At 42.0% G+C, this 16,562-nt stretch carries 17 protein-coding genes; 8 read left to right on the top strand and 9 right to left on the bottom strand.

Features of this window, described 5'->3' with window-relative positions; all coding sequences use genetic code 11:
• Positions 1-40 precede the first annotated feature (40 nt).
• On the bottom strand, positions 41-670 hold the full coding sequence (gene rlmE / locus BIW53_RS08495) for a 23S rRNA (uridine(2552)-2'-O)-methyltransferase RlmE (protein ID WP_070991421.1): 630 nt from the start codon (positions 668-670) through the stop codon (positions 41-43).
• A gap of 84 nt (positions 671-754) precedes the next feature.
• Between rlmE and yhbY the strand changes: the two genes are divergently transcribed.
• Positions 755-1,051, top strand: a complete 297-nt coding sequence (yhbY, locus tag BIW53_RS08490; RefSeq protein WP_070991617.1) for a ribosome assembly RNA-binding protein YhbY — start codon at positions 755-757, stop codon at positions 1,049-1,051.
• A gap of 6 nt (positions 1,052-1,057) precedes the next feature.
• On the opposite strand, the gene BIW53_RS08485 is transcribed toward yhbY, so the two are convergent.
• The gene (locus BIW53_RS08485; protein WP_070991420.1) at positions 1,058-2,212 is read right to left on the bottom strand and encodes a serine hydrolase domain-containing protein; all 1,155 of its coding nucleotides are present in this window, start codon (positions 2,210-2,212) and stop codon (positions 1,058-1,060) included.
• Between the two features lie 97 nt (positions 2,213-2,309).
• On the opposite strand from BIW53_RS08485, the gene BIW53_RS08480 reads away from it, so the two are divergent.
• The 5 genes from BIW53_RS08480 to BIW53_RS08460 all read left to right on the top strand — a co-directional run bounded on the left by BIW53_RS08480 (position 2,310) and on the right by BIW53_RS08460 (position 7,827).
• Positions 2,310-3,113 carry a hypothetical protein gene (locus BIW53_RS08480; protein WP_070991419.1) on the top strand — a complete coding sequence of 268 codons (804 nt, stop codon included), beginning with the start codon at positions 2,310-2,312 and terminating at the stop codon, positions 3,111-3,113.
• Between the two features lie 111 nt (positions 3,114-3,224).
• Complete coding sequence (locus BIW53_RS08475) at positions 3,225-4,067, top strand: MipA/OmpV family protein (protein ID WP_070991418.1); 843 nt, start codon at positions 3,225-3,227, stop codon at positions 4,065-4,067.
• A gap of 170 nt (positions 4,068-4,237) precedes the next feature.
• Complete coding sequence (locus tag BIW53_RS08470) at positions 4,238-4,945, top strand: response regulator (RefSeq protein ID WP_070991417.1); 708 nt, start codon at positions 4,238-4,240, stop codon at positions 4,943-4,945.
• A gap of 11 nt (positions 4,946-4,956) precedes the next feature.
• On the top strand, positions 4,957-6,246 hold the full coding sequence (locus tag BIW53_RS08465) for an ATP-binding protein (RefSeq protein ID WP_070991416.1): 1,290 nt from the start codon (positions 4,957-4,959) through the stop codon (positions 6,244-6,246).
• Between the two features lie 234 nt (positions 6,247-6,480).
• Positions 6,481-7,827: a sodium-dependent transporter gene (locus BIW53_RS08460; RefSeq protein WP_070991415.1), complete on the top strand. Its 1,347-nt coding sequence runs from the start codon at positions 6,481-6,483 to the stop codon at positions 7,825-7,827.
• Between the two features lie 68 nt (positions 7,828-7,895).
• On the opposite strand, the gene BIW53_RS08455 is transcribed toward BIW53_RS08460, so the two are convergent.
• Positions 7,896-8,348, bottom strand: a complete 453-nt coding sequence (locus BIW53_RS08455; protein WP_070991414.1) for a GNAT family N-acetyltransferase — start codon at positions 8,346-8,348, stop codon at positions 7,896-7,898.
• 65 nt (positions 8,349-8,413) lie between these two features.
• The gene (locus BIW53_RS08450; protein ID WP_070991413.1) at positions 8,414-9,157 is read right to left on the bottom strand and encodes a sporulation protein; all 744 of its coding nucleotides are present in this window, start codon (positions 9,155-9,157) and stop codon (positions 8,414-8,416) included.
• A gap of 201 nt (positions 9,158-9,358) precedes the next feature.
• Between BIW53_RS08450 and BIW53_RS08445 the strand changes: the two genes are divergently transcribed.
• Positions 9,359-10,930 (top strand): cation:proton antiporter family protein, encoded by a 1,572-nt coding sequence (locus BIW53_RS08445; protein WP_070991412.1) that lies wholly within the window; start codon positions 9,359-9,361, stop codon positions 10,928-10,930.
• A 273-nt stretch (positions 10,931-11,203) separates the two neighbouring features.
• Positions 11,204-11,491: a hypothetical protein gene (locus tag BIW53_RS08440; RefSeq protein ID WP_070991411.1), complete on the top strand. Its 288-nt coding sequence runs from the start codon at positions 11,204-11,206 to the stop codon at positions 11,489-11,491.
• A gap of 88 nt (positions 11,492-11,579) precedes the next feature.
• Here the strand turns inward: BIW53_RS08440 and BIW53_RS08435 are convergent, their stop codons facing one another.
• Genes BIW53_RS08435 through BIW53_RS08415 form a run of 5 tightly spaced genes read right to left on the bottom strand, consistent with a single transcriptional unit; the run spans position 11,580 to position 16,562 of the window.
• Positions 11,580-12,311 (bottom strand): MlaA family lipoprotein, encoded by a 732-nt coding sequence (locus tag BIW53_RS08435; protein ID WP_070991410.1) that lies wholly within the window; start codon positions 12,309-12,311, stop codon positions 11,580-11,582.
• Positions 12,312-13,565: a c-type cytochrome biogenesis protein CcmI gene (ccmI, locus tag BIW53_RS08430; protein WP_070991616.1), complete on the bottom strand. Its 1,254-nt coding sequence runs from the start codon at positions 13,563-13,565 to the stop codon at positions 12,312-12,314.
• An 11-nt stretch (positions 13,566-13,576) separates the two neighbouring features.
• Positions 13,577-14,032, bottom strand: coding sequence for a cytochrome c-type biogenesis protein (locus BIW53_RS08425; protein WP_070991409.1), 456 nt, complete (start codon positions 14,030-14,032; stop codon positions 13,577-13,579).
• Positions 14,029-14,601: a redoxin family protein gene (locus BIW53_RS08420; RefSeq protein ID WP_070991408.1), complete on the bottom strand. Its 573-nt coding sequence runs from the start codon at positions 14,599-14,601 to the stop codon at positions 14,029-14,031. The genes BIW53_RS08425 and BIW53_RS08420 overlap by 4 nt, the downstream gene beginning before the upstream one ends.
• A complete protein-coding gene (locus BIW53_RS08415) occupies positions 14,601-16,562 on the bottom strand; it encodes a heme lyase CcmF/NrfE family subunit (protein ID WP_070991407.1) in 1,962 nt (653 codons plus the stop codon). Before BIW53_RS08415 ends, BIW53_RS08420 begins: the two co-directional genes overlap by 1 nt.

Here is a 16,562-nt window from a genome sequence, read left to right as displayed (position 1 = left end):
AAAAATTATTTAAATTCGACTTTAATGCTTTTCAACTGTACTACAGTTTGTAGCCCGTCGCCACTATATAAACCTCACGGGAACGTGGACGAGAGGCTTTTGGCTTCCTAATTTTCACCACGTTAAAACATTTACGTACTTCTTGTACAAACTGATCAAAGCCTTCCCCTTGGAAAACTTTCACTGCAAAAGCACCATTTTTACTGAGCACTTGATGGCACATATCCAACGCCAGCTCCACCAAATACATACTGCCTGCTTGGTCGGTCGACATATTGCCGCTCATATTTGGCGCCATGTCTGAAAATACCACATCAATATTCTTCCCGCCAATACGCTCAAGCAGTGCATTTAACACCGTTTCCTCACGAAAGTCTCCCTGTAAAAAATCAACCCCCGCTAATGAGTCCATAGGCAAAATATCACAAGCAATAACTTGCCCTTTTTCACCCACCTCGTCTGCTAAGTACTGTGACCAACTGCCAGGAGCCGCTCCTAAGTCAACAACACTCATGCCTGGTTTGATGAGTTTATCGCGTTGTTGGATCTCTTCGAGTTTAAAAATTGCTCGGGAGCGAAAGCCACGTTTTTGCGCTTCATGAACGTAAGGGTCGTCCACATGTTCCTTTAACCAGCGTTTAGAGCTCGCTGAGTGCTTTTTATTTGCCATTATTCACTGCAACTCATTAGTAATATTGTCTAGATGGCGGTAGAATATGAAAATTCAAGCCTACATATAGTAAATTGTACCAATATGACTTTATCAAATAAACAAAAGCAGTACCTTAAAGGGTTAGCACACCCACTAAAACCAGTTGTTTTGCTCGGTGCAAATGGTTTAACCGAAGGTGTTTTGGTTGAGATTGACCAATCTTTAAACATTCACGAGCTCATCAAAGTTAAAGTGCCTACGAATGACCGTGAAACAAAGCAATTAATTTTTGATGCGATTGTTCGTGAAACTGGAGCACACAAAGTGCAAACCATCGGACATGTCATCGTTTTGTACCGTCAAAGCGAAGAGAAGAAAATTCAATTGCCTCGTCAGTGATTTTCTTTAAGCGCCACCGCCCGTGAGCGTTGGCGCCTCCCTATACTTTTCAATAACCTGAGTAATGAAATCAGTTGTTAACTGATTTATCACTCCACTTTCTGCATTTAATAGCAAACTGAATCCAACATTCAAAGCTGGTATTACAACCAAGTCGGTTCGATAACCTTGCACCCAACCGCTGTGGTACATAATAAATTCACCGTCAAAGTCGTAAATACGCCAACCTAAGCCATAAAATGCCTCATTAACATGATCACGCCAAATTCGCCTTCTCAACTCTCTTTTGGTATGTGTATAAGGCCTGCTTTGTAACGTCAAGGCATCCAACGACAAAACTTCAGGATACTGACCAAGCTGTGCTTTCAGCCACTGAACCATGTCTTTTGCACTGGCATTGACACCCGCAGCTGGTGCAACCTTATAGTAGTGAGGTTTGAGCTTAGCTGTATGCCAACGCTTTCGCCCAAGTACGTGCGGTAACGCATAGTTATCGTCCTTTTGCATACTCTCAATACCAACACCTCCGTCATTCATTTTCAGCGGCGTGAAAATAAACTCCTGTAGCCAACGCTCATAAGACATACCCGTAGCATGAAAAATTACGTCAGCTATCAGGCTAAACATGGCATTTTGATAACCGTAACACTGCCCTGGCGTACAAATACGTTCAACCTTGATTAACCGCTCAATTATTTGCTCATAAGACATTCTAGATTCGATCAGGTTATCGTAAGCATTGGGTACCAAGCCACTTGAGTGACTGAGTAAATGATACACTTTGAGAGATTGATAGTCTGTGCCTTTGAGGTAAGGTAGGTATGCACTTACATACTCATCCAGCTCCAAGTATTCGGCGCTGGCAAGTTTTGCAGTCAATGACCCAGCAAATGTTTTGGAGACTGAAGCAAGACGAAAGCGCGTATTTTCATCAACCGCTTGGCCTTTGCTAACTTTGGTTTTGCCATATCCCTGAGCTAGAGAGCCAAATTCGCCATGTACAACGCTCAATGCCGCACCTGGAATTGATTTTTCTTTTAGTTTTCGCTCGACTTGCTTAGAATAGCTGTTCAAAAATTGGTGCCACTGCTGCTTTTTGTCTTCAGATGCAACCGTATTAGTCGCAAACAGCCAAAAGACAATAAGAACTAAATACTTCATAATAACTCGTTAAACTAGAATTCGTTGAAGTTTATCACGAAGTTAGCTTGTGTTTACATCACCAATTGAGACTTAAACTGTAACAAGAGGTACATGAATGCGTTTTCTGCTTATTTTTATTACTCTGGCTTTCTCATTTGGTTGTTCTTTGACTCCCGAGATGGCACCCAAACTAAATGTGCCTCCTAAGCCGATATTAAGTAAAGAAATTTATCAGCTTAGCTACAGTACCGAATTGGACTCCGCTAGAATAAAGTCGGTGCAATTACCTGCACACCCAATTGAAAAAACAAATTCAGTGCGAATCGTTGCTGACAAAGTAGCAATGACTGACACATTGAAATCACACATCGAACGAGCTCTTAAGAAGCACGGATTAAAAATAGTTACAACAAAAAAAGCTGATTACATACTTAACATCCATCAGTTGGATCTTACTTTCGGCCCTAACAAAACCTATATACTGAATGTGCCTAAAACATCTCATGCGTTGTATCAACTTGTGACGCAAAAAGCACCGAGTTATCAATGCAGTAATATAATTGCTAGCGTAAGTATGAGACTGACTCACATAGCGTCATCTGATGTTGTATGGTTTGCAAAGTCTTCTATTGACAGTGCTAGTTTTCAAGGTATTCCTTTACAATTTAGCTATACCAAGGAACAAAAGATAACCAATGAGCACGAAGTACTTTCTTTTATCGTGTCACAAAATACGGAGCAAGCTAGGATTGCTCGCGCTGACGCACCTGTTGAAGTACCTAAGTATGTTGTAGATGATGTGATTAGTGAGCCACAAAAAGTTGCAGGCGCCTGCTCAGAAACAGAAGTGAGCGCATTAAGCAGTGCAATGCACCAACAACTAGCTGCCGTTTTGATTGATAAAATCAATGTTCTGTAGAGCGAGCCATATACAAACCTTCATTGAGCGTACTCTACGCTCAACAATTTTTTACAGATACTAACGTCGCATTCAATATAATGTTCATCAACTTGGTTGTTGGTGAACATTATGCTCCGTACCTTAGCAAGGTTAATACTCATCACTGTTGTTTTATCTGCTACAGCAAATGCGAGTAATCGGCTTTATTCAGACAACACGCTAACCCACAGCGACGGCCTATATCTAGATATCAATGTGGGCATGGATTACCTGTTCGAAAATTCATACCTCATCGGTGCCAATGCGACAAGAGATGGCGTGGAGTTATTTAACGTCAATGTCTTAGCATCTTATGGGAACTGGTATTTAGACGTTGATCGCAGTCAACTCAGTGGCGGCTGGATAGTCGGCTACAGTGCCCTAGAACACAACAACTGGGATATAGATTTTATTGTTACACAAGCACAAGACGGTTTTGATGAGAAAGGTTTTGATTTGTATAGCTCAGATGAAATTCCACAGCTTCAAGGGATAACTAAAAGAGGGTTTGACCTAACAGGCGGGTTACGTTTGAGCCGACGATTCGGTGACAACCAAGCATCACTAGAACTATTGCAGGATATCAGTAACACTCATAATGGTTGGATAGTCAGTGCCTTTTACAGCAAAATAATTCCGTGGCAAAACTGGGAGTTTAGAACTGCACTTGGCATCAATTTCTACTCCAGAAACTTTACCAGTTATTATTTTGGTATTTCTGAACAGGAGCAAAAAATTGATCGAGCTGTTTACCACCCGAATAGTTCTATGAGTGTTGTGTATGAGTTTCACGCAGAGTATCCACTCAACGAGAACTGGATTTTTTTAACCGGTTGGATGACAACTTGGTTTTCACAGCAAATTTATCGCAGCCCCATTGTTGCTAAAAACTACCAGCATAAGGCGAAAATTGGTGTGCGATATGTATTTTAGTAAGCGATCTTAAATACCTAATTTGATATAGGTAATCATTTGATTAGCATACTTTATCAATAACAATACTGTGGTAAGTGACAGCACTAAGTTAGTCAGGCACAATCAGGATTATGTCTGTTAGTTTGCATGATTTAACTGCAAGTATAAGAAGCTAGAGGGTTTTAAAAATGGATAATTACGGTACGATTTTACTCGTCGAAGATGACGAATCTCTATCTCAATGGGTCGCGGATTATTTGAACAGTCAAGGATATACCACACATGTTTGCGCTCGAGGAGACCAAGTAGTCGCGATGGTCAAATCTCTTAGCCCTGATATCGTACTTTTGGATGTTATGCTACCAGGCCAAGACGGCATCAGCGTTTGTCGTGAACTTCGTCAGTTTTATCAAAACCCAATCATTATGCTAACAGCCAAGGACGAAGAGATGGACGAAGTCATAGGCCTAGAGGTTGGTGCCAGTGATTATGTGATAAAGCCTGTGAGACCTCGTGCTCTATTAGCAAGGATAAAAGCCATGTTGCGCTCATCAAGTGAGCAAAAAAGCTCTGGGGCAAGTGATGATAAATCACTACGCGTTGGCAACTTAAGCATAGACACTCAGGCACGCAAAGTGTTAGTACAAGGTAAAGAAGTGAATATTTCCAGTGCAGAGTATTTACTACTGCACTTTTTGGCTTCAAATGCTGGCGAAGTTGTCTCCAGAGATGCGGTATTTAAAGCAACAAAGGGCCGAGAGTATGATGGGCTAGACAGGAGCGTTGATGTACTGATCTCGGCCTTGCGTAAAAAATTCAATGATGACCCACAACACCCAGAAAAGATCAAAACCATCTGGGGTAAGGGCTACTTGATGGTTCCAAGTGCGTGGTAAAAGGCTAATTTGTGAGAAAGCTATATATTTATTTGCTCACCAGCGCCTTGGTTTCAATTGTCGTACTCGGTTGGCTAATTGATATATTTAGCGAGCAAACCTTAGAAGCCGATGACAACTTTGGTTGGCAAAGTACACTAGCCAGTGGTGTGGCAAAACAAACTGCAAGGCAGCCCGTTGCACTTAGGGCTGACTATATTTCCACTTTGAGCGATGACTATGGCTTAGCTATCAGTTACAAACAAGGTGATACCTTGGCAGTACCTTCTGAGCTCAAAGAGCAGATGCTAACAGGAAAAGGCTTAATTTTAGAAGATGAGCAAGGTTTTTATCTGCTAAAAACCAATCAAGCATTACTACCTGACTATCTTGAACTGCGCTTAGATAAGCCAGCAGAACAACAAGACAATGATGCACTACTAACCTTATTGTTTTACACCGGTGTATGCACCTTTATGTGGTTTATACTCTCACCGTTGGCCAAGCGTTTATCCGTTCTCACTGAAGCCGCTAAACAGTTTGCCAGTGGCAATCTAAGCGCCAGAATTGCTACGGATAAGTTTACTTACATCAAAGATGTTGAACTCACGTTTAACCGAATGGCGAGCCAAATTGACAAGCTGCTTGCTGAGAACAAACTCCTAGCATCAAGTTTGTCACACGATATACGCACGCCTGTTGCCTGCCTTCGCTTTGGGTTGGATGCGGCTCTGGAGGAAACTGAGGTTGAGCAAGTACATAATATTTTGACCAGAATGGAAAAAGACTTAGATCAAATGGAAGATATGCTGGCCAGCTATCTATCATTTGCGACGCTAGAGCAGAAATCACACTTGCTAAACTTTGAATCAACCGATGCTACGACTTATTTTGTTTCACTCATTGAGCAGGTTACCCCCAAATTTAAAAATGCGGGCCTACAAATAAATTATGAAATTGAACCACACTTAAGCATATGCGCAGACTTACACTGGTTAGCAAGAGCGGTAACAAACTTGTTGTCTAACGCCAGTGATTTTGCAACACAAGCTGTACTTATCACAGTGGCTAGTGATGACCTTAATATCTACATCCACGTTGAAGATGATGGTCCTGGTATCGCCCCGCAAAACTGGCATAAAGTCTTTAGTCCATTTTTTCAAGAGCAATCCCACCGTAATCGGTCGGGAAAAAGTTATGGCTTAGGACTAGCTATTGTTGCCAAAGTTGTAGATTGGCATCATGGTAAAGCAAGCGTATCGCAGTCTGATATTTTGGGTGGTGCTAAATTCACCTTAACTTTGCCTTGTAAAGCTAAGTGAGCAGCGTAAAGTAATACCCACATCTGGCCACCGTTTTTTATGTTAATCAACTGAAAAGCAACAATTTATAGTCTGTGGTTGAATTTTTAGTCTGGCGCGCTAGTGTTACACTCGTAAAATCACCAAAATATTGCGCTAGATCATGGTATTGTTAATAACAATTAGCGCTTTTTATTTCGCTGTATTTACAGTAGATTGTCAGCCGCCGTAAAAAAAATAGAGAAGTAAAATAATATGAGCACTGTGCGCGGAGAATTTAGTTCTCGCTTTGGATTCATCATGGCAGCAGCAGGATCAGCTGTTGGCCTTGGTAATATTTGGGGTTTTCCCACTCAAACCGCCAGCAACGGTGGAGCCGCTTTCGTTTTGGTTTATTTGGTGCTAGCGTTTTGTTTGGCCTACCCTGCATTGATGGCTGAGCTAGTGATCGGGCGACACGGTCAAGCTAACGCAGTATCGTCACTGCAAAAACTCTCTGGTAATGCATTCAACAAACGCTTTGCTTTTGCAGTAGGCTTTGGTGGCATTATCTGCGCAGGCCTGATCCTCAGTTTTTATGCGATCGTTGCAGGCTGGATGTTTAGCGCAACCTTGGAACCCATCGCCAAACTAACTCGTTTATCAGACACAGCCCAATGGTTGAGTAGTCAATCTCTGGCTAGAGATCTGATTTTTACAGCATTGTTCGTGATTCTTACCATTTCAATTATCAGTAAAGGGGTTGAGAACGGTATTGAAAAGTGGTCTAAACGGTTAATGCCAGCACTGTTGGGAATATTGTTTTTACTCATCGCTTACGTTTTGATGCAAGACGGTGCCAGTGAAGGGTTAAAAGCATATCTCGTCCCTGATTTTTCCTCCATTCTAAACCCTGAGTTGCTGGTTAGTGCGCTAGGACAGGCGTTCTTCTCGCTTTCACTAGGAACCAGTGTAATGATTATTTACGGCTCATATATTAGTAGGCAAGAGAACTTAGTTTCTTTAGGCGCTTATGTAACATTAATCGACGTGTTTATCGCCTTTGTTGCAGGCCTGCTAATTATTCCAGCCATGTACGTAGCTCAAGCCCAAGGAGTTGAAATATTTAGTGCAAATGGACAATTGCTTTCGGAAGATACGCTTGTGTTTCAAGTTTTACCCGCTCTATTTGAAAGTATGGGCGAGGTTGGTTTATATGTAGGTTTTGCCTTCTTTGCCCTTATGAGCATTGCTGCGCTAACTTCTTCTATCTCGATGTTAGAAGCCCCAGTATCTTACGCTGTAGAACGCTTTGCGTTGTCTCGCTTGCAAGCTACTTGGGTAATTGGTGGCCTTATCTCACTCGTTAGCTTTACCATTATTTTTAACTTTAGCAGTTTGTTCGGATTCGTTGTGAGTTTAACCACTCAGTTTGGCCAGCCGCTTATAGGAATGTTTTGTTGTATATTTGTAGGTTGGATTTGGCACAGAAATGGATTGCTGACAGAGATAAGAAATGGCTACCCAGATGCCGAGCACAGCGTGTTTTGGCGAATATGGCCTTGGTATATCAAGTTTATCTGCCCACTTGCCATCGCGTTAGTGTTTATACACACACTGTAAATTGTAGGTCTCGGTCTGATAGGCCTGAGAAATCAGGCCTTGAACGTGACTTAGAAATAGGCCCACTGCTATTTGAGGGCCGTATTTAATCTCATGTCTTGGTGAGGTATACCATCTTCTAGGTATTCTTCACCTTCAGCCACAAACCCCAAAGATTGATAAAACTTCAGTAAGTATGTTTGTGCACTAAGCACCACATCATGATCACCAAAATGGATATTACACACCTCTGTGGCTTTAAGCATTAAAGGGTTGGCCAAACCTCTACCTCGTGCATTGGGTAACACTAGGACTCGCCCTATTGCGCATTCACTCTGTGATTTTCTATATACTCGCGCATATGCGCACAATGACTGTCCTTCATAAGCCATCACATGAAAGGTATCTGGTTGTCTATCAACTTCGTCCAGCTCTGGATAAGCACATTGTTGCTCTACAACAAAAACGTCGACTCGAGCCTTGAGCAAATCAAACAGGGTGTTTGTATCAAGCTGTGAGAAAGTATTTACCTGCCAAAGCATAAGCAGCACTCCAAATAATAAAAAGCCCAGCGATGCTGGGCTCTAAAATAAATACCCGTTTACTGCTACGCAAACAAGCGTTCTAACTGGTCACATAACTGTGATAGATTTACTTGATCATGTTCTATCGTCAAGTCTACATATCCATCACCGCGAAATGCCCTATCAAGCTCAATCAGCACATGGGTCTTGTGAGCTTCAGGAACGAATGACAATTCAACTTCTTGGATACCAAACATAGACTGGCGCTGTGGGCGGTATTCTAGCTCTTGATAGCACCCTGAAACGGTGTGAAAGTTACTCGCTCGCAAATAGCCCTTTTCAACGTCAGCCTTAATAAGCCCAAAACCTAGCTTTTCCATTGCCATCATGCACGTTTTTATCGCGTCATTTGGATATATATGAAGTGGGTCTCTATCCGTTGGATCAAGTGCTAAATCAATATCAAGCCCCGTTTCCAACCATACATGGCAATGGTTGTATCCGGCGTTAAGTTCAGTAAGAGGTGTCTCTGAGTGTAAACGAGCTTCAAACGGTATGATCTTTCGCTCTTTTGGCGAAACCTCAAATCGCTCACCTATCTTCCACTTTTCTATCACATGATTTACAAAGTAATGGCCATCATCATTTTCAACTTTAACTTTGGTCATCAACGCCATCTCTAGACCATTTATTTCCTGACCAACATCACCACCTTCAATGATGATTCTTGCTTGAAATTTTTGGCCAGGGTGTAAGTGCTCTGTTTCTAACACAGTATCTACTTTTGCCGCACCTATACCTACAGATGCGAGGATCTTTTTAAACATTACTTCTCCTGTGAGAATGTTCCCTTGTCGCATCTTAACCACATTTTCAGGATATTGTCAGCGAAAATTTATGAGTTCTTTTATATTATTCAAGAATAATCGAAAAAATATCTGAGTTATCGCCTTGCAAAAGAACTTTTCAATTTATAAATCAGAGAGTTTTGGTACACTGGGGTAAGTTAGAACTAACATAGGCACACCATGGAACTTTTGTTTTTTGCCGCAGCGTTCGCCTGTGGCTTTTCTGTATATCAGTTAAAGCTACCGCCGCTAATTGGCTTCTTAATGGCTGGGTTTATTTTAAATCTACTGGGATATCGTAGTACTGAGTTACTCACTCAACTCGCTGATTTGGGTGTAACCTTGCTGTTGTTTAGTATTGGCTTAAAACTTAAAATCGGAAACCTTGTCAAAGCGCAAGTATGGGCACCCGCAACCTTGCATATTGTGATAAGCAGTGCATTTTTTGCCAGCCTATTGCTGCTACTTGGAGCAATGAGCCTGCCACTATTTACCGATTTAACTCTTTCGAGCGCCTTACTTGTTGGTTTTGCCTTTAGCTTTTCCAGTACCGTGTTTGCAGTAAAAGTACTCGAAGAGCGCGGAGAAATGGCGAGTCTACACGGTAAAATTTCCATCGGCATTTTGGTTATGCAAGACATATTCGCGGTGCTGTTTCTAGCCATCAGTACCGGAAAAGCACCGAACGTATGGGCATTAGCATTACTAGTCAGCCTGCCTCTTTTTAGGCCCGTTATGTTCTGGGTTTTAAATCGCTCTAAACATGGTGAACTACTCCCATTATTTGGTTTTTTCTTTGCGCTTGTTATTGGCTACCACGCCTTCGAATTTGCGGGTTTAAAAGGAGACTTAGGAGCCCTGATTATCGGGATGCTATTCGCACCACATAAAAAAGCTGGTGAGTTATCAAAATCTTTGATGAATTTGAAAGATGTTTTATTGGTAGGTTTTTTCCTAAACATCGGTCTCAATGCCAACATGAGCCTCGACGCCTTACTCATCGCTTGCATGTTGACTTTAGTCTTGCCTGTAAAGGTCTGTCTTTATTATATACTCACAAATATCTTCAAACTGCGTGCACGTACGTCTTTGCTCAGTGCCTTTACGCTTGCAAACTACAGTGAGTTTGGACTTATCGTCTGTGCGGTTGCTGCCAGCTCAGGTGCGATTGCAGCAGACTGGTTAGCCGTTGTAGCAATAGCCGTGTCTATTACATTTGTAATAGCCTCACCGCTTAATAAACGCGCGAATGGATTCTACGTAAAGCTTGAACCGTTTTTATTAAAGTTCGAAAGCTCTAAGCGCCTTGAAGAAGAATTGCCCGTCAACCTGGCTGATACTCGAATTGTTATTTTTGGCATGGGTAGAATTGGAACGGGTGCGTATGAAACCATAGAAGCGACCCATCCAGGCTCAATTGCTGGCATTGATATCAAACCAGAAGTAGTTGATAAACATGTGCAAAGAGGACGAAGAGTGTTGCTGGCTGATGCGACAGATCCTGATTTTTGGCAACGAGTAAATCATTCCCAAGTTGATATGGTTATGCTTGCAATGCCCAAACATATGCAAAACATCTACGCTTTGGAGCAATTAAAGGCTTCTGGTTTTAAAGGTCAAGTAACTGCCATTGCAAACTATCCTGATCAGCAAAAAGAGCTCGAAGATATGGGTGTCAATTCTACCTATAACTTCTATTTAGAGGCAGGAAGTGGCTTTGCAGAACATGTAAAACAAAATTTATTTTCCTGATACTTTCTTATGTTCTTAGTACCACAAAAGGTACTGAGAACTATTTTTATTTACGCATCAATATCTTACTTCTAGATGTCTACTAGTTCTTAATTAATCATTTCAAATCATACATTATTCGATTTACAAAGCTTTACATCGAAGTTAGTAATCTACCCTAAAAACAGAGTACACTGTTTTCAACAGAGAGGACGTAAGTATCTATTTTTAACACAAAAAATATGATGTACGTGACTAACATGACAATTGGATGTTTTTTGGGAGAAGGCCAATATGCTTAAAACTAAACAGGTAAATCACTTTGCTGCTGTCGTTGATGACGTAAAAGCTGGGCCATTTTCCGAGCTGCAAAATCGACTTGATGAAATCCAAGACAACGGGATGACAGCGTTAGCAATTCGCAATGTACTATTTCATAAGATGCTTGATTTACATAATGTACCAAATGATCATTTTTTGCGAGATGAAGATACACCTTCACATATAGATGATCCTGTATTGTTGGTAGAAAAGCTCAATGATTTAGGGTTTTATCGCAATAACAATGGTGCTTTGCACTAGGACCGATTAGGGGGAGCCTACTCTCCCCACTATAGGCTGGCACTGCCCGTCGCCAGCCTATCTTCTTTCTTACAATTACTTCCCTGAATTATAAATTCTCTAAGAAATCTTCGTCAAAATCGGTTGGTTCTTCTTTTAACGGCGGATTTCCATCATGTAGTTCATATAATTGACGCTGAAAATAGATATCCTTCACAAAGATGTATGGGTCTAATGACTCTTCCAGCAATTTTTCTTGTGCCATAAGTGATGCTCTTGCTTCAATGGCTTTCAGTGCAAATACAGCGATTGTTTGTGGCGTGCTAAGAGCAATTTCTGGCATTACATAATTATCGATAACATCACCGGTCAAATTTCTAACCGTTGATGGTCCCATCGCAGGCAACATTATATAAGCGCCATCGCCCAACCCCCAAACTCCTAGTGTTTGCCCAAAGTCCTCATCTTGATGTTTAAGACCCAGACTACTTGCCACATCAAATAGACCGAATATACCCACGGTAGAGTTCACCAAAAAACGCGCAGCATTAACTCCCATACTACTAGGTTTTCCCTGCAGCCCAGCATTGATAGCATCTGTTGGGGTAAGTAAGTTGGTAGTAAAATTGACGATACTATTACGTACTGGCTGCGGCGTAACAGCAACATAACTGACTGTTACTGGGCGCAATATATATTTGTCCAAAACATCCATATTAAAATCATAAACAGGGCGGTTGAACGACTGTAGAGGGTCTCTTTCGTCCTGTTTTTCTTCAGGTACAGTACTGCATCCTGAAATCACAACAGCTGCCAGAACAGCTAAAAAAGGCTTAAACATTTAATTTCCTGTGTTTGATATAATTCGGTTGATTTCTACTGGAATCATCTCAAGTGTTTCGCTTAGTGATATAACCTCACTTTGCCCTTCTAACTCCCCTTCTTGTGCCATCACACTCTCATCTGTTGAAATACGCGCCGTGATGATTACGTTTTGGTAACTTGAAAGTTTTAAGCTTGGCATCATCGCCATACTATCATCCAGTGTCACACGTAAAGGCAAGTTAAAATTTGTAAGCTTAGCAACTGCCAGTGGCATTGCTGGACCGTCTGTCGCTTTGGCGAATACGAACAGAGTGCCCTGCTGCGGGAGCTGTTCTCTGAGGTGAGCACCAATAGACACTTCAACTTGTAAGCTCACAGGCGACGCAGTGGATTTAGGTGACAGTTTTTGTTCAATTTCAGCAATACGTTGCTCAATCATTGAATATCGAGGGTCTTCACTGCTCATGCTAGCAAGTAACACCTCAAAGGCCGTTTTTGCTTCGCGCCAATCCTGCTTTTCATATGCTATGAGCGCCAATAAAGAAATAGCATCAATATTTGTTGGATCATTTCTTAATACCCTAGCCAGCAGTCGTGCTGCACGATTCATTCCTGACTCAGACCCTTCAACTAAAAGCACTTGACTGTAATTGACCAGTATATTGCTATTTTCAGGTTCCATTTTGAGTGCTTTGTCGAATGCTTGCTTGGCCATTTCGTAATCATTTAAAGACATCGCAATACGGCCCAACAACATCCACGCAACAGCATCATCACCGCTGTTAGCCAGTTTGGTACGCAGACCTAGCGCAAACGCTTGTAACTCATTTGCCGTTAACCTTTGCCCTTGTTGTAGTACCGCTCGCTCACCATACTCTGGTAGCTTCTCTATGGCATCGTACCAATTAGCTATCTGCTGCTGACTACCTGTAAAATGATAAAATACACCACTTACCGTGACAGTGAACAGCAAACCCGTTAAGGCGAATATACGGTTGTTACCACGGCTACTTAGTTGCTGTTCAGGCGATAACTCATTAAGTAGTCTGCGCTTAAGTTCAAGCACAGATTCCTGATAAGCATCTTGTTCAATGCGTTGATTGCTCAGTTCGGCGTTTAACTCATTAAGCCGTTGATGATAAATATCAATACGCTCAGCATTAGCTTGATTATCCACCGTCAATACATTTTCGCGACGGAAGAATGGAACGACTACAAACAGCACTGCTAATAAAGTGAGTAACGCAAACATCACCCACATTTGCATAATTCCGTCCACTGTTACTGCTCCCTACGCTGATATTGTTTGATTAATTTGTTCAGTAGTTGCTCGTCTTGTTCGCTCCAAGCCTGTTTACCAGAAGCCTTCTTTTGTCTAAAAACAATAAAACCAAAGCCCGCTACTACAATGAATATAGGCAATACCCATAATATGATAGTGGCAGGTGTAACTGGCGGCTGGTAATGCACAAAGTAACCATATCGGTCTATCATGTAATCAATTACTTCGTCTTTGCTCTTACCTTCATTCACCAAAGCCAAAACTTTATCTCGGAGATCTTTAGCTACGAGCGCATCAGAATCAGCAATATTTTGATTTTGACATTTAGGACAACGTAGCTCATGAGTAAGCTCGCGAAAGGTACTCTCACGCTCCGCGTTTGCAAATTCATACTTATCTTGTGTAGCGAATGCCGAACCACATATCATTAGGAAAAAAACAATCATGAATCTCATTGCGTTAACTCCATCAGCTTAGGTGCAAACTTAGCGCGCCATACACGTTGGTTTATATCGCCCGTATGGTGAAGTAAGATTTTACCTTGCTTATCAACTAAAAAAGTTTCAGGGGCGCCCGAGACCCCTAAGTCCAACGCTAAGGTACGCTCTAAATCAAGAATATTAAACTGATATGGGTTACCCGTTCTAGCAAGCATGCTGCTCACTTCTGCGCGCAATTTATTTATATCAAATTGATCACCAAAATCAGGGTCATAAGCTTGCTCATAATACAAACCTATGATTCGAACTCCCTGCTCTCGCAACTCAGTGAGATAGCTTAGCTCTGCGATACAAGTCGGGCACCAAGTTCCCCATACATTAAGTAAATACACTTCACCTAATAAGTCGCTGTCTTGCCATTGTTTACTATCGTCCATAAGGTCAGGCAAAGTAAAACTTGGCATGTTCTGCCCTAAGCGGCCCGTTTGCAGCTCCCGAGGATTACCAAACAACCCTTGATATAAAAACACACACAGTAAAATGAAAATTAGAAATGGCACTAGCCCTAGTAACTTACGATTCATTACAGCACCTCTTGTTTATTGGTCGGTGTTGCGTTTCTTCTATAACGTTTATCCGCTAAGACTATAAACCCAGCAAAAGCGATTAGTATGCCACCCAACCACATCCACCGCACATACGGTTTGTGATAGATACGCAATGACCAAGCTTTGCCATCAAGTTGTTCACCTAGAGCCAGATACAGATCTCTGAAGAAACCATCATCAATGGCCGCTTCGGTCATAAACTGCATACCTATAGTGTACAAACGTTTTTCAGCAAGTAGCTCTGTTACTTTCTCATTATTTTTTAGTACTGTTACAACACCAGCATGACCACTGTAGTTAGGTCCAACAATTTCCTTGACGCCTTCAAAACGATACACGTACTCATTCAAGGTGGCGGTATCTCCTGGTTGCATTCGCACCGAGCGCTCAACTGAGTATGCTGATGTTAAAGTAACCCCAGCAATAACAAACGCGATACCGATATGACCTGATACCATGGCCCAATAGCTTAAACCTAAGCGTTTTAGTCCCTCAGATAAGCTTTTTTGTGTCGATATTTTTTGCGCAAAATCTACTGTTGTTGATAACACAATCCAAACAGCCAATGCTGTTGCCACAAATGTTAAAGGTGCAACCGTATCAAAGCTGCCAAATAGCCAAGCTGCTGTGATAACAAGCGTTGCCCCGGCAATAACCAGCCATTTTCTCAGTAGCGGAGGTAGTTTGTTTTGTTTCCAGCGCAACATCGGGGCTACACCAAGTAATAACGCAAAGGGCACGACTAAAATCGCAAACATTTGATTGAAAAAAGGTACCCCGATTGAAATTGACCCTAAACCCAGCTCTTTATGGATCATAGGCAATAACGTCCCCAAAAACACCACTAAAGTAGCAACCACTAGAAATATATTGTTGACCCACAATGCAACTTCTCGTGAGAAGAACTGATACCGGCCTTCACTCTTAACTTGAGAAACACGTGCGGCGTATAATGCTAAACTGCCACCAACAACGACAGCTAAAAATAGTAATATATACAAACCGCGATCTGGGTCAGTCGCAAATGCATGAACAGAAACGATAATCCCAGAGCGTACGATGAACGTGCCTAATAGACACAAGCTAAACGCAGTAATCGCCAATAAAACTGTCCAGGATTTAAATACACCGCGCTTCTCTGTTACAGCCAATGAGTGTAGTAAGGCCGTTGCAACTAGCCATGGCATCAATGAAGCATTTTCTACAGGATCCCAGAACCACCAGCCTCCCCAGCCAAGTTCTGAATAGGCCCACCAACTGCCAATGGTAATTCCTAAAGTCAAAAATCCCCATGCAACCATGGTCCAAGGTCTAGACCATTTCGCCCAAGTATTATCGAGTTTACCTGTCAACAAGGCTGCAATAGCAAACGAAAAAGAAACCGACAATCCAACATATCCCATATAAAGCAAAGGTGGATGAATTATCATACCTGGGTCTTGTAATAGTGGGTTTAGGTCACGACCTTCCACCGGATAGTAAGGCAACAAACGTTCAAATGGACTCGACATCCATAAGGTGTAAAGCATAAAGCCTACCCCAAGGAAGCCTAGAACTCCCAGAACTCGAGCTCGCAAGATCCAAGGTATTGACTTAGACATCAAAGCAACTAACGCAGTCCAAGAGGACTGCATAACCAACCATAACAAGATAGCGCCTTCATGCCCTCCCCAAGTTGAAGTCACCTTGTAATACCATGGCAAAGTGCTACTTGAATGGTGTGCCACATAGGCTACTGTAAAGTCATCAGTCAACGTGATATAAATTAAAATCGCGAAAGAGAACAACACGAATATGCATTGGCCAACCGCCAAAGAAGGAGCGGCACGCATTAATCTCAGATTGCCTGTATGAGCTCCCCATAATGGGAAAATGCACAGCAATAAACTTAGTGCCATAGCCAGCACTAGCGCAAAATAACCTATCTCTGGGATCAT

The organism is Pseudoalteromonas byunsanensis, assembly GCF_001854475.1.
Lineage (GTDB): Bacteria > Pseudomonadota > Gammaproteobacteria > Enterobacterales > Alteromonadaceae > Pseudoalteromonas > Pseudoalteromonas byunsanensis.
Note: the sequence above shows the minus strand (reverse complement) of the source record. Positions and strands in the feature narration are given on the sequence as shown.